At 71.4% G+C, this 14,117-nt stretch carries 8 protein-coding genes and 1 pseudogene; 5 read left to right on the forward strand and 4 right to left on the reverse strand.

All coding sequences use genetic code 11. The features are described 5' to 3' along the window. Positions 1 to 26 precede the first annotated feature (26 nt). Together yicI and ACFZCF_RS27730 are read right to left on the reverse strand one after the other, a co-directional pair. Positions 27 to 2,309: an alpha-xylosidase gene (gene yicI, locus ACFZCF_RS27725; protein ID WP_391289577.1), complete on the reverse strand. Its 2,283-nt coding sequence runs from the start codon at positions 2,307 to 2,309 to the stop codon at positions 27 to 29. 56 nt (positions 2,310 to 2,365) lie between these two features. Then, positions 2,366 to 2,734, reverse strand: a pseudogene (locus tag ACFZCF_RS27730) (sugar hydrolase); the annotation flags it as partial. 581 nt (positions 2,735 to 3,315) lie between these two features. On the opposite strand from ACFZCF_RS27730, the gene ACFZCF_RS27735 reads away from it, so the two are divergent. The 5 genes from ACFZCF_RS27735 to ACFZCF_RS27755 all read left to right on the forward strand — a co-directional run bounded on the left by ACFZCF_RS27735 (position 3,316) and on the right by ACFZCF_RS27755 (position 11,268). After that, the gene (locus ACFZCF_RS27735) at positions 3,316 to 4,992 is read left to right on the forward strand and encodes an extracellular solute-binding protein (protein WP_391289579.1); all 1,677 of its coding nucleotides are present in this window, start codon (positions 3,316 to 3,318) and stop codon (positions 4,990 to 4,992) included. After that, on the forward strand, positions 4,992 to 6,053 hold the full coding sequence (locus ACFZCF_RS27740; RefSeq protein ID WP_388450355.1) for an ABC transporter permease: 1,062 nt from the start codon (positions 4,992 to 4,994) through the stop codon (positions 6,051 to 6,053). Before ACFZCF_RS27735 ends, ACFZCF_RS27740 begins: the two co-directional genes overlap by 1 nt. Then, the gene (locus ACFZCF_RS27745; RefSeq protein ID WP_391289581.1) at positions 6,050 to 6,976 is read left to right on the forward strand and encodes a carbohydrate ABC transporter permease; all 927 of its coding nucleotides are present in this window, start codon (positions 6,050 to 6,052) and stop codon (positions 6,974 to 6,976) included. Before ACFZCF_RS27740 ends, ACFZCF_RS27745 begins: the two co-directional genes overlap by 4 nt. 102 nt (positions 6,977 to 7,078) lie before the next feature. Then, a complete protein-coding gene (locus tag ACFZCF_RS27750) occupies positions 7,079 to 9,301 on the forward strand; it encodes a 1,4-beta-glucanase (protein ID WP_391289583.1) in 2,223 nt (740 codons plus the stop codon). Next, positions 9,301 to 11,268 carry a beta-galactosidase gene (locus ACFZCF_RS27755; RefSeq protein ID WP_391289585.1) on the forward strand — a complete coding sequence of 656 codons (1,968 nt, stop codon included), beginning with the start codon at positions 9,301 to 9,303 and terminating at the stop codon, positions 11,266 to 11,268. The genes ACFZCF_RS27750 and ACFZCF_RS27755 overlap by 1 nt, the downstream gene beginning before the upstream one ends. 84 nt (positions 11,269 to 11,352) lie before the next feature. Here the strand turns inward: ACFZCF_RS27755 and ACFZCF_RS27760 are convergent, their stop codons facing one another. Next, entirely contained in the window at positions 11,353 to 12,357 is a 1,005-nt protein-coding gene (locus ACFZCF_RS27760) for a substrate-binding domain-containing protein (RefSeq protein ID WP_391289587.1), read from the reverse strand. Positions 12,358 to 12,479: 122 nt separating this feature from the next. Next, positions 12,480 to 14,015, reverse strand: a complete 1,536-nt coding sequence (locus tag ACFZCF_RS27765) for a family 43 glycosylhydrolase (protein ID WP_391289589.1) — start codon at positions 14,013 to 14,015, stop codon at positions 12,480 to 12,482. Positions 14,016 to 14,117: the final 102 nt, after the last annotated feature.

Below are 14,117 nucleotides of genomic sequence, written 5' to 3' on the forward strand. Positions count from 1 at the left end.
TGTCCGGGCTCGGATCCCGGGAGGGTTCAGGCCGGGTACGGCAGGTCGGTCTCGAAGGTGCCGGCCGGCCGGGCGTGCAACGTCGCGTCCGGGCCGCCGATCCGCACCTGCCACGGGCGCGGGCTGTCGGTGGTCACATGGAGGCGGTCGTCCTGGCGGCGCAGGTGGAAGCGGGCGGTCTCGCCGGGGCCTTCGGTGCCGGGGATCACGAGGGTGCGCTCGGAGCCGTCGGCGAAGGCGTGCACCCGTAGTTCGACGCCGTCCGCCCAGGCGGAGACCGGGCGCTGGTCGTCCGCGGCGAGCGGGATGACGGAGTCGGGGCGGGCGAGCAGCGGCAGAGTGCGGAAGCCGTGCCGCTCGCGCACCCATCGGGGGCCGGTGACCCGGACGCCGGTCAGGACGTTGGTCCACGTCCCCTCGGGCACGTAGTAGTCGACCGTGCCGTCGTCGGTGAAGACCGGGGCGACGAGGAGGTCGTCGCCGAGCATGTACTGCCGGTCGAGCGTGGCCGCGGCCGGGTCCTCGGGGAACTCCAGCACCATCGCGCGCATCACCGGGACGCCGGTGGCGTGCGCCTGCTGCGCGGCGCGCTGGAGGTACGGTGCGAGGCGGTGCTTGAGCAGGGTGAACTCGCGGGTGACGTCGACGGCCTCCTCACCGTAGTCCCACGGCACGCGGTAGGACTTGCTGCCGTGCAGGCGGCTGTGCGAGGAGAGCAGCCCGAACTGCACCCAGCGTTTGAAGACGGTGGGGGTCGGGGTGCCCTCGAATCCGCCGATGTCGTGGCTCCAGAAGCCGAAACCGGACAGGCCGAGGGAGAGTCCGCCGCGCAGCGACTCGGCCATGGCGTTGAAGTGGGACTCGCAGTCACCGCCCCAGTGCACCGGGTACTGCTGGCCGCCGGCGGTGGCGGACCGGGCGAACACCAGCGCCTCGCCCTCGCCGCGCACCTCGCGCAGCAGCTCGAAGACGGCCTCGTTGTAGAGGTGGGTGTAGTAGTTGTGCATCCGCTCGGGGTCGGAGCCGTCGTGCCAGACCACGTCGGTGGGGACGCGCTCGCCGAAGTCGGTCTTGAAGCAGTCGACGCCCGTGTCGAGGAGGGTGCGGAGCTTGGCGGTGTACCAGTCGCGGGCGGCGGGGTTGGTGAAGTCGACCAGGGCCATGCCGGGCTGCCACAGATCCCCCTGCCACACGCTGCCGTCCGGGCGCCGCACCAGGTGGCCCAAGCGCATGCCCTCCTCGAACAGAGCCGACTTCTGCGCGATGTAGGGGTTGATCCAGGCGGAGATCCGCAGCCCCTGCTCCTTGAGGCGGCCGAGCATGCCGGCCGGGTCGGGGAAGGTCTCGGGGTCCCAGTCGAAGTCGCACCACTGGTAGCCGCGCATCCAGAAGCAGTCGAAGTGGAACACGCTGAGCGGGATGCCGCGTTCGGCCATGCCGCCCACGAAGCGGTTGACGGTGGCCTCGTCGTAGTCGGTGGTGAAGGAGGTGGTCAGCCACAGGCCGAGGGCCCAGGCCGGCGGCAGCGCGGGCCGGCCGGAGAGGGCGGTGTAACGCTCCAGGACCTGCTTCGGGGTCGGGCCGTGGACGACGAAGAACTCCAGCGATTGGTCCTCGACGCTGAACTGGACCTGGCCGACCGCCTCGGAGCCGACCTCGTAACTCACCTTGCCGGGATGGTTGACGAAGACCCCGTAGCCGCGGTTGGTCAGATGGAAGGGGACGTTCTTGTACGCCTGCTCGCTGCTGGTGCCGCCGTCCGCCTGCCAGATGTCCACGGACTGGCCGTTCTTGACGAACGGGGTGAAACGCTCACCGAGCCCGTACACCAGCTCGCCCACGCCCAGGGCGAGTTGGCCCAGCATGTGGTGACGGCCGTCGGCGTCGGTGACGAAGCCGATGCCGCGCTCGCCCACGGAGGTCAGCACCCGGCCCCCGGCCGAGAACTCCAGGCGCCACGGCCCGGAGGTGTCCACCCGCAGCGACAGCTCACCCGCACCGAGCTCGACCACCGCGCCGTCCCGGCGCACCTTGCCCGCGTCCGGTTGCGCGCCGGGCAGTACGAACTCCGGCCCGCGGCGCACCGAGCCGGCGTGGTGGGTGGCACGCACCCCGATCACGCCCTCGGCCGGCGACCAGCACTCGACCGTCAGCAGAGCGCTGTTGAGCGTGTCGCCGCGGCCGCGCACGTGCTTCACCGGCGCGTACAGGGTTACCCGGTGCTCGTCGGCCCGGACGTCAGCGACCTCGGTGGCGTAGCGCGCGGTCACTCCGGGACGCATCAGCCAGTAGCCGTCGGTGAACTTCATCGGGTGGTTTCCTCCGTCCGCGCACGGTGCGCGGTGATCAGGCCCCGATACCAGGGGCGGCGGTCCTTGGGCAGGTGCTCCTGGTGGGCGGGGAGGGCGAGGGGCGTACGGTCCTCGGTCTCGCGTCCGGCGAGGTGTGGATCGTCGCCCGCGAACGCCACCACCACGTCCGCCTGTGAGGCGACCCCGTGCACCGCGTCCTCGCCGCTCTCGACGACGGCCTCGAAGATCTCCCCGTTCCCGTCGGCAACCTTCAGGCCGTCGGCGGCGACAGAGAGGGGGCGACCCGTACCGATGTGCCGAAGGAGGTGGCCGTTCCCGTGCGGTTCCCGTCGGAACGTCTCCTGGACGAACCAGCCTCCGAACTGGTCGGCCGAGGCTCGGACACGGCCGTCCTCGGCGACGGAGAGATGGCGGCCGTCGGGGTGCGCCGGCGGCGTGCGGCGCCGCAGGAGCGTGCCGCTGTACCGGTCGGGCTCGCACTCGCCGGCGAGCGGGCCGACCGCGGTGCGGAACGCGGCGACGCCGAGCCGTTCCACGGCGGGCGCGAACGGGTGCGGGAAGCCGTTCCTCCCGTCGAGGGCGAGCCGCGACAGGAGGTCGTCGACGCGCTTCGTCGTGGGCGGCCGCCGACCGCGGAAGGGCGGCGGTGGGTGCGAGGTGCGAGCGGACACGTGGGATCCCCTTGAGATCGGGCGGCCAATGCTCTTGAAGCGCTTCGATGCTCATCAGGTCACCGGGCACGTGTCAAGAGAGCGGCATCCACGCATGACACAGGGTGGAAAGGGAGCGGCTGGAGTCGCCGCCCGGCCCCGAAGGAATCTTGGAAGCGACTCTTGTGCGCCCCTGGGTGTTCACTTAACCTCACTGCAACATCGAAGCGCTTCGACTGCGCATCGCGTCGCAACGGTCGGATGTCCGCTTTCAGCTCAGCCAGTTCCCGTCACGACACCGCAGCCGACGGCCCACCGCCGGGTGTCCAGGTGCGCCACGAAGGGTTGACGCAATGACGCCGAATGCCGCCTCCTCCGGACTGAGCCGGAGAAGCTTCCTCGCCTCCACGGCGGTCGCCACAGCAGCAGTGGCCGGGGGAATGCCGCTCCTCACCGCCTGCGGCGATTCGGAGAGCGGCGGGTCGCGAGAGGGCGCCACGTCGGGCAAGGCCGCGGACAAGCTGCTCCCGGCCTACGTCGCCAGCACGGTCGCCAAGCCGGACATTCCGTCGAAGAACGGCTCGTCAGCGGGCTACACCAGCAAGGTCGACCTCGCGACCCTCGCCTCCTCGGTCCCGACGAGGCTCGGCACCGGCGCTCCCGTCGAGGTCATGGCCCCGCTCTGGGGCACCCCGCCGAAGCCCGACTGCGCGTACTACACGGCGCTCGACGCCGCGGCGGGCACCAGGATCACCTGGCAGAACCAGGACGGCAACACCTACGGTGAGAAGCTCGGCGCCGTGCTCGCCTCCAGCTCCATACCCGACGTGGTGGTCGTGCCGAGCTGGGAGCTGGTCGGCAAGATCTCGACCGCGGTCACCGCGAAGTTCATGGACCTCGGCCCCTACCTGGCGGGCGACAAGGTCAAGAAGTACCCGAACCTGGCCGCGATCCCGTCCGACTCCTGGCGCATGAGCATCTTCGGTGGCGCGCTGCGCGGCATCCCGATGCCCGCTGCCGCCGTGCCCAACATCGTGCCCTTCTACCGCAAGGACGTCTTCGACGAGAAGGGCTACACCGTTCCCGCGTCGGCCGACGAGTTCCTCGGCTGGGCCAAGGAGGCCACCAGCGCCAAGGCCAAGGTGTGGGCCTGCGGTGACATGAGATGGACGGCCGCGGGCGTCTTCGGTGTCCGCCCTGCCGGGTCGCTCGGCTGGAACATCGGGGACGACGGCAGGCTGACGTACCGCATCGAGCACCCCGAGTACCTCGAACACCTGGAGTGGGTCCGCAAGCTGTTCGCCGCGGGCGTCGTCCATCCCGACGACAAGGCGAACACGGGGAACCCGAGCCAGCGGTTCGCCTCCGGGCAGATCCTCGTCTACAACGACGACATGTCCTCCTGGTACGGCAAGACCGCCGAACAGGCCCGTTCCAACCCGGACTTCGAGATATCCGGCATGGACTACTTCGGCGCCGACGGCGGCAGCCCGACGCTGTACGGCGGCCAGCCCGCCGGCATCTGGTCGATGATCCGCAAGGGCGCCTCGAAGGAGACGGTCGAGAACGCGCTGGCCGCCGCCAATTTCGCGGCGGCCCCCTACGGCACCAAGGAGAGGATGTTCGTCGACTACGGCGTCGAGGGCACCCACTACACGGTCGAGAACGGCGCCCCGGTCAAGAACGATCGGGGCGTCCAGGAGGTGAACAACGCCTGGGTGCTGCTCGCGGCCCCGGCCCCCTACACCGCCCACCCCGACCTCCCCGACATCACCCGCATGCAGGTCGAGTGGCAGCAGCGGCAGGGCGCCTTCGTCAAGAGGACGTCCACCTACGGCATGAACATCGTCGAGCCGACCCGATACGCCACCCTCTCCAGCCAGTTCGAGCAGCTGGAGATCGACTTCGTACGCGGCAACAAGAAGCTCTCCGACATCCAGCAGGCCATCTCCACCTGGAAGTCCTCCGGCGGCGACAAATTGCGCGACTGGTACAAGGAGCTCCTCGACAAGAACGGCAGCGGCAACTGATGTCCCTCACGGCCGGGAGCAGGCCCGACGGGGCGCGTCCCGCCGCGGCCGTCGAAGAGCCGAGTGCCGCGGTCGCCGCGGCCACCGTGAAGCAGAGCGTGCCGCCGAGGCCCGCCAAGGCCGCCAAGGCCGGCAAGGTCCCCTTCCGGGTCCGGTGGCGCCGCGACCGCGCGCTCATCCTGATGACGTCGCCCGTCATCGCCCTGCTCCTGCTCTTCAACTACGTCCCGCTGCTGGGCAACGTCGTCGCCTTCCAGGAGTACGACCCGTACGTCTCCGGCAACGGCATCACGGCGATCCTCCACAGCCCGTGGGTGGGCCTGGACCAGTTCTCACGGATGCTCGACGACCCGCTGTTCTGGAGCGCCACGAAGAACACCCTCGTCCTGTTCGTGCTCCAACTGGTGCTGTTCTTCCCCGTCCCCATCGTCCTCGCCCTGGTCATCAACAGCGTGATCCGGCCCCGGGTACGGGCCGTGGCACAAGCGATCATGTACCTGCCGCACTTCTTCTCGTGGGTCCTCGTCGTCACCGTCTTCCAGCAGATCCTCGGCGGCGCGGGCATCATCGCGCAGACCCTGGAGAAGCACGGGTGGAGCGGCTTCGACCTGATGACCGACGCGGACCTCTTCAAGTACCTGGTCACCGCGCAGGCCGTGTGGAAGGACGCCGGCTGGGGGATCATCGTCTTCCTCGCGGCACTGTCCGCCGTCAGCACCGACCTGTACGAGGCCGCCGCCATGGACGGCGCGGGGCGCTGGCGACGCATGTGGCACATCACGCTGCCCGCGCTGCGCCCGGTGATCGCCCTGCTCCTCGTCCTCAGGGTGGGCGACGCGCTGAGCGTCGGGTTCGAGCAGTTCCTGCTCCAGCGGTACGCGGTCGGCGCGGGTGTCAGCGAGGTCCTCGACACCTACGTGTGGAACATGGGCATCCAGAACGGCGACTTCAGCTACGCGGCCGCCGTCGGCCTGGCCAAGGGACTCATCGGAGTCTGTCTCGTCCTGGGCGCGAACAAGTTCGCGCACCTGCTGGGCGAGCAGGGGGTGTACAAGAAGTGAGCCTCGACACGCAGCTCATCCGCAGCCTCAGGGCTCCCGCCCGCCCCGTGTGGGAGGAGCCGCCGAGCAAGGCGGGACTCACCGCCAAGGGCGGCTTCCTCGTGCTCTGCTGCCTGGGGGTCCTCGGTCCGCTGTGGATCGTGATCGTCACCAGCCTCTCCCCGAAGCCCGTGATCGACGAGGTCGGCGGCCTCGTCGTGATCCCCCAGGGCATCACCTTCGTCAACTACACGGAACTGCTCAGCGGAGGCCAGGTCAGCCGGGCGATCATGGTCTCGGTCGGTGTCACGCTCGTCGGCACCCTGTTCTCGATGGCGGTGTCGGTGCTGGCGGCCTACGGCCTGTCACGGCCGGGGAGTCTGGGCCACCGGTTCCTCCTGATGGCCATCATGGCGACCATGTTCTTCGGGGCCGGCCTCATTCCCACGTACCTCCTGGTGCAGTCGCTGGGCCTCACCGACACCTATCTGTCGCTGATCCTGCCGAGTGCGGTCAGCGTCTTCAACATCCTCGTCCTGCGGGCCTTCTTCATGGGGATCTCCCCCGAACTCACCGAGTCCGCCCGCATCGACGGCGCCAGTGAGACGCGCATCCTGCTGACCATCGTCATGCCGCTGTCGCGCGCGGTGCTCGCCGTCATCTCGCTGTTCTACGCGGTCGGGTACTGGAGCGCCTGGTTCAACGCCTCCATCTACCTCAGCGACCAGCAGATGATGCCGCTGCAGAACGTGCTCATCCAGCTGGTCCAGAAGAACACCGAGGCGCCGACCGGCCTCCAGCAGGCGGTCCGAACCGGCCAACTCTCCTCCCTGGGCCTCCAGATGGCCGTCATGGTCCTCGCGCTGATCCCGGTCGCCGTGGCCTCCCCGTTCGTCCAGCGGCACTTCAAGAAGGGCATGCTCACGGGGGCCGTCAAGGGCTGACGCCCTCCGGCCGCGCCCGCGCGCGGAGCCGCACGTCGACGCGCCCCGCGCCCCCGATCCAGGCTCGATCTCCCCCCTTCCGTCTCAGGACCGAGGTATGTCATGGGCTCGTTCCCCCTCAGCAGGCGCTCCGTTCTCGCCGGTTCCGCGGCCGCCGCCGCGGCCGTCTCCCTGCCCGCGGTCGCGGGGCAGGCGCACGCCGCCGCCCCCTCTCCCGCCGCCGGGAGCGGCTACCGATGGCGCGGCGCCGTCATGGGCGGCACCGGGTTCATCAGCGGGGTGTTGTTCCACCCGGCGGTACGAGGGCTCGCCTACGCCAGGACCGACATCGGGGGCGCCTACCGCTGGGACGACCGCACCGACCGCTGGATCCCGCTGACCGACCACCTCGGCTGGGACGACTGGAACCTCCTCGGCGTCGAGGCCATGGCCGTCGACCCGACCCACCGGAACCGGCTGTACCTGGCCCTCGGCACGTACACGCAGCCCTGGGCCGGCAACGGGGCGGTGCTGCGGTCCGAGGACCGGGGCGCCACCTGGCAGCGCACGGACCTCGCCGTGAAGCTCGGAGCCAACGAGGACGGGCGCGGATGCGGCGAACGGCTTCTGGTCGACCCGCGCAACTGCGACACGCTGTGGCTCGGCACCCGGCACGACGGGCTGCTCACGTCCACGGACCGAGGCGCCACGTGGCAGCCCGCCGCCTTCCCGGCCACCCCCAGCGCCACCGGCCAGGGCATCACCCTCCTGGTCGCCGCGGGCCGTACCGTCTACGCCGGCTGGGGCGACTCCGACGGCACCGCCGACCGCCCCAACCTGTACCGCACCTCCGACGGAAAGACCTGGGAGCCCGTCCCCGGGCAGCCGGCCGGCACCGCCGCCAGGGTGCCGATCCGTGCCGCGTACGACCGTCTCACCCGCGACCTGTACGTGACGTACGCCGACGCCCCCGGGCCCAACGGCCAGTCCGACGGCAGTGTGCACAAGCTGCGGACGACGAACGGCAAGTGGACCGAGGTCACCCCCGTGCAGCCCGGCGGGGTGACGGGCGACGGGGGGACCGACGCCTTCGGCTACGGCGGCGTCGCCGTCGACGCCCGCCGGCCGGGGACGCTCGTCGTGTCCACCAACAACCGGTGGGCCGAGATCGACACCGTCTTCCGGTCCACCGACGGCGGCCGCACCTGGACGTCCCTGAAGGACGAGGCCGTCCTCGACGTCTCCGAGACCCCCTACCTCAAGTGGGGTGCCGACAAGCCCAAGTTCGGCTGGTGGATCCAGGCCCTCGGCCTCGACCCTTTCGACTCCCGGCACGTCGTCTACGGCACCGGCGCGACCCTGTACGGCACGCGCGACCTCAAGTGCTGGGCGCCGCAGATCCGCGGCCTGGAGGAGACCGCGATCCTCCACCTGATCTCACCGCCGGTCGGAGAGGCGCACCTGATCAGCGGCAACGGCGACATCGGCGTGATGTACCACGAGTCGCTCACGGCATCCCCCTCACGCGGCATGGCGTCGAACCCCGTGTTCGGTTCGACGACGGGACTCGCCCAGGCCGCGGCCCGACCCTCGTACGTCGTGCGCACCGGCTGGAGCGGGAGCGCCAACGGCGCCTGGTCGAACGACGGTGGGCAGACCTGGTCGCCCTTCGCGTCACAGCCGGCCGCCGCCAAGGACGCGCCCGGCCCGATCGTCACCAACGCCGACGGCAGTGTGCTCCTGTGGTCCCTCGGCTCCCCGAACGGCACCGCCGCCCCGGCGTACCGCTCGACGGACAACGGCGCCACCTGGTCCGAGGCCACCTCCGTCCCCAAGGGCGCCGTCCTGGTCGCCGACCCCGTGGACCCGAGCCTCTTCTACGCCTACGACACGACCGCCGGCACGGTCCACGCCAGCACCGACAGCGGCCTGACCTTCACCGCCACCGCGACCGGCCTGCCCTCGGGCGACGCGCAGTTCCAGCTGACCGCGGCACCGGGGCGCTCCGGTGATCTGTGGCTCAGCGCGAAGGAGGCCGGGCTGTACCGCTCCACCGACGGTGGTGCCACCTTCACCAAGGTCGGCAGCTGCCGGGCCTCGCACACCCTGGGCTTCGGCAAGGCCGCCCCGGGCGCCACCTACCCGGCGATCTACCTGGTCGGCGCGACCGAGGGCCCCAACGCCGTGCACCGCTCCGACGACGAGGCGAGGAGCTGGGTGCGGATCAACGACGACCGGCACCAATGGGGTTGGACGGGCCGGGTCGTCACCGGCGATCCGCGCGTGTACGGCCGGGTCTACCTCGGCACCAACGGGCGCGGCGTGCAGTACGGGGAGCCCGTCTGATGCCCGGCCTGAGCGACGCGACCCGCGGCCGCCTCCTCTTCGGCGGCGACTACAACCCGGAGCAGTGGCCCGAGGAGACCTGGCACGAGGACGTCCGGCTGATGAAGGCGGCCGGGGTCAACTCGGTCACGCTCGGCGTCTTCTCCTGGTCGGCACTGGAACCGCGGCCCGGTGCGCGGGAGTTCGCCTGGCTGGACACGCTGATGGACCTGATGCACGAGCACGGCATCGGCGTCGTCCTCGCCACCCCGACCGCCTCGCCTCCGCCCTGGATGGGCCGGCTGCACCCGGACACCCTGCCCGTCACCGAGGACGGCCGCACCGAGTGGTGGGGCGGCCGACAGCACTTCTCGCACTCCAGCGCCACCTACCGGCGCTACGCCGCCGCCATCACCGAGGACCTCGCCGCCCGCTACGCCGGTCACCCCGCGCTGACGATGTGGCACATCAACAACGAGTACTGCACCTTCGACTACGGCGACGAGGCCGCGACGGCGTTCCGTCGCTGGCTGCGCGCGAGGTACGGCACCCTCGGCGCCCTCAACGAGGCCTGGGGCACCGCCTTCTGGAGCCAGGGTTACGACACCTGGGACGGCGTCCTGCCGCCCCGCCTCGCCCACTACATGCGCAACCCCACCCAGGTGCTGGACTTCAGGCGCTTCACCTCCGACATGCTCCTGGAGTGCTACGTCGCCGAGCGGGACATCGTCCGCCGCCACACCCCGGACATCCCGGTCACCAGCAACTTCATGCCGCTGTGGATGGGGCAGGACGCCTGGCGCTGGGCCGAGGAGGAGGACGTGGTCTCCGTCGACATCTACCCGGATCCGCGCGACCCGCTGGGCGCCCAGAGCGGCGCCCTCGTCCAGGACATGACCCGCTCCCAGGCGCGCGGGCCGTGGATGCTCATGGAGCAGGCCGCCGGACCCGTCAACTGGCGGGGCGTGAACCACCCCAAGCCCCGGGGCCTCAACCGGCTCTGGTCCCTCCAGGCCGTGGCCCGGGGTGCCGACGCCGTCTGCTACTTCCAGTGGCGGCAGTCCCGGCAGGGCGCGGAGAAGTTCCACTCCGGCATGGTCAGCCATGCCGGGGAGGAGGGCCGGACGTACCAGGAGGTCAAGCGGCTCGGCGCGGAGCTGGAGCGGATCGCCGCCGAGACGGCGGGCCGGACCGTCACCGCGGACATCGCGATCCTGCACGACTGGCACGCCTGGTGGGCCGGCGCCCAGGACGGCCGCCTGTCCGGCCAGGTGGACTACCCGGACGTCCTGCGCGCCTGGCACCGGGCCCTCTGGCAGGCGCACCTCACCACCGACTTCGCCCACCCCGAGCACGACCTGACGCCGTACTCGGTGGTCGTCGTGCCGCAGCTCTACGCCCTCACCGACGCGGCGATCGACCGGCTCCTCGCCCATGTCCGCCGGGGCGGCACCCTCGTCTGCGGCTTCCAGACCGGAGTCGCCGACGAGGACGACCGGGTCCGCGCCGGCGGCATGGACCACCGGCTGCGCGAGCTGTTCGGCATCCGCACCCTGCACGAGTGGTGGCCGCTGGACGTGGGGGAGACCGTCACCTGCGGGGGCTTCACGGCGTCCCTGTGGTCGGAGGAGCTGGAGGCCGACGGCTCCGCCGACGAGACCGTGCCGTACGAGGGCGGTGAACTCGACGGACTGCCCGCCGTCCTGCGCAAGGGCCGGGCCTGGTACGTCTCCACGCTCCCGGAGCCGGCGGCGTTGCGCGACCTGCTGGCCCGGATCGCCTCCGCCGCGGGGGTCCGGCCGGTGCTCGACGGCCTCCCTGAGCAGGTCGAGGCCGTCCGCCGGGGCGAAGCGCTGTTCGTGCTCAACCACGGCCGTGAGCCGGTGACCGTCGAGGTGCCCGGCACGCACCACGATCTCCTCACCGGGAAGGTCGTCGGCGATCGGGTCACCCTCGGCCGCTACGGCGTGGCCGTGCTCCGGCCGTGACCGCTCTCGGCCCGGAGCCGGGCACGAGACGGGGGCGGCGACCTTCACGGTCGAACCGCCCCCGTACTCTCCCCGGTCCACGCGTCAGGGCGCCGATCCGGTACTCGCCCGCACCGTCAATTCGGGTGCGATCAGCGAGACGTCGTCGGTGGCGTGACCGTCGATCTTGGCGATCAGGCGCTCCACCGCCTGCCGGCCCATCTCCTGCGCGGGGATGGAGACCGACGTCAGCCGCACCGAGGCCTGGACGGCCACGAGCTCCGGGCAGATCGCGACCACCGACACGTCTTCGGGGACGGCGCGGCCCTGCCGGCGCAGCAGGGCGAGCAGGGGTTCGACCGCCTGCTCGTTCTGCACGACGAACCCGGAGGTGCCCGGGCGCTCGTCGAAGACGCGGGTGAGGACGGCGTCTATCGCGTCGTAGCCGCCACCGCACGGCCGGTGCAACATCCTGACGTCCAACTCTCGCGCCCGGGCGCGGAGTCCGTCGAGGGTGCGCTCGGCGAAGCCGGTGTGGCGTTCGTAGACCGCGGGGGCCTCGCCGATGACGGCGATGTCACGATGGCCGAGCGCCGCGAGATGCTCGACGCACAACGCGCCGGTCGCCCTGAAGTCGAGGTCGACGCAGGTCAGTCCCGAGGGGTCGGCGGGCAGGCCGATCAGCACGGACGGCTGGTCGGTGCCGCGCAGCAACGGCAGCCGCTCGTCGTCGAGTTCGACATCCATGAGGATCATCGCGTCGGCGAGCCCGCTGCCGGTGACGCGACGGACGGCTTCGGGCCCCTCCTCGCCGGTCAGCAGCAGGACGTCGTACCCGTGCGTCCTGGCCGTGGTGGCGACCGCGATGGCGATCTCCATCATCACCGGCACGTACACGTCGGTGCGCAGGGGAACCATCAGCGCGATGATGTTCGACCTGCTGCTGGCCAGCGCCCGCGCGCCCGCGTTCGGGTGGTATCCCAGCTCGCGGATGCTCTGCTCGACCTGCAGCCGGGTGGCCGCGGAGATGGGCCGCTTGCCGCTGAGGACATAGCTCACCGTGCTCGCCGACACTCCGGCGTGCCGGGCGACCTCGGCGAGGGTTACCATCCAGCTCTCCCAGCCCTATGAAGCGCTTCGATCATGCGGGCGTATCGCTCCCGCGCGAAATGTACGGCGACCCTATCCCTGGCATGATGCGTTGTCCATCCCTCGTTGAAGCGCTTCGATGGTCACGGGGTAGGGGCCTCCGTTCGGCCGTCGAGGGGCTCGTAGTCGAACCAGTCGAAGTGGGCGGTGCCTTCCGTGGCGTACATGCCGATGACCCGGCCCGTGAAACCGCCGGCGACCTCGGTCGACAGGTAGCGGCCGTCGAGGGCGGCGAGTTCCGCGATCGTGCCGTCGGGCTGCTCGACGCCGAGGGAGACGACGTCGGGCCCCGTGCACGGTCCGTGCGGGGCCGGCGGTTCCGTGATCGTGACGGCCAGGACCACCGGTCCGGCGGGCACGGACCGCGTGGCCACGACGGTGCGCAGGGAGCCGGCGCGCGCGACGGCCCGTACCTCCGTGCCGGACACCTCGATCGCGTAGTGGTGCCGCTCGTCGAGCCGGACGGCGAGGCCGCCGCACCCCTCCGCGGCGTCGACCAGCGTGCGCGCCCGGCACGCGAGGTGCTGCTGGCGCCGACCGGTGAACACCACGTCGGGCTCGTCCAGGGAGCCTCCCCGCGCGCGGAGGGTCAGCCAGCCGGGGCGCTCCTCGGTGGTGCAGTGCTCCGCCGGCCGGTCGCGGAGGGAGATCCAGGGCGGTCGCAGTGCGGCGAGGTCGAAATCGTCCCGCCGCTCCTCGGCGGGGCCGGGGGAGAGCGGCCATGGGAGCTCGGGCAGGTCCAGGGCCACCTCGCCGACGACCGGCCATGCGTCCACCCAGGTCACGGGGGCCAGGAAGGTCTCCCGGCCGAGCACGTGCCAGCCCGGTGTGCCGCCGCCGGGCCGGACGCCGAGCAGCACCATCCACCAGGAGCCGTCAGGGCCCTGCACCAGGTCGGCGTGTCCGGTGTTCTGGACGGGGTGGTCGGTGCCGCGGTGGGTGAGGATCGGGTTGGCCGGGCACGGCTCGAACGGGCCGGCGGGCGTACGCCCGCGCGCGATCGAGACGCCGTGGCCGCGCTCCGTGCCGCCCTCGGCGATGAGGAGGTACCAGTAGTCGCCGATCCGGTAGAGGTGCGGCGCCTCCGGGGCCTTGGCGCCGGGCCCGCCGGACCAGAGCCGGTGCGGTGTCCCGTACGTCCGCCCGGTGGACGGGTCGAGACGGACCTGCGAGACCCCGGCGACCGTGCACCAGCAGGTGCCGTCCTCCTCCCACACCAGGTCGGGATCGATTCCGGGGACGCCCGGCGCCCAGATGGGGTCCGACCACGGTCCGGCGGGGTCGGTGGCCGTGACGATCAGATTGCCGCCGCCCTCGCTGCAGTTGGTGACGACCAGCCAGAAGCGGCCGTCGTGGTGGCGCAGGGCGGGGGCGTAGATCCCGCCGGAGGACGGCATGGAGGGGGGCAGGCGCAGTTGGTCAGGGCGGTCCAGGGCGTTGCCGATCTGCGTCCAGTGCACCAGGTCGCGGCTGTGGAAGAGGGGCACGCCGGGGAAGTACTCGAAGCTGGAGCAGGCCAGGTAGTAGTCGTCGCCCACGCGGCAGACGCTGGGGTCGGGGTGGAAGCCGGGGATCACGGGATTGCCGGGGCGTGGGTCCGGCCGGCGCGGTGGTGGCATCCGAGGGGTCCTCTCGTCGGTTCGTGTCGTCGATTCGTGAGGGAGCCGGGCGTGGTCGGGAGGTTCAGGCGGTGCCGGGGGTCCGCGGGGGCGATGCGGAGC

The organism is Streptomyces sp. NPDC007945, assembly GCF_042958885.1.
GTDB lineage: Bacteria > Actinomycetota > Actinomycetes > Streptomycetales > Streptomycetaceae > Streptomyces.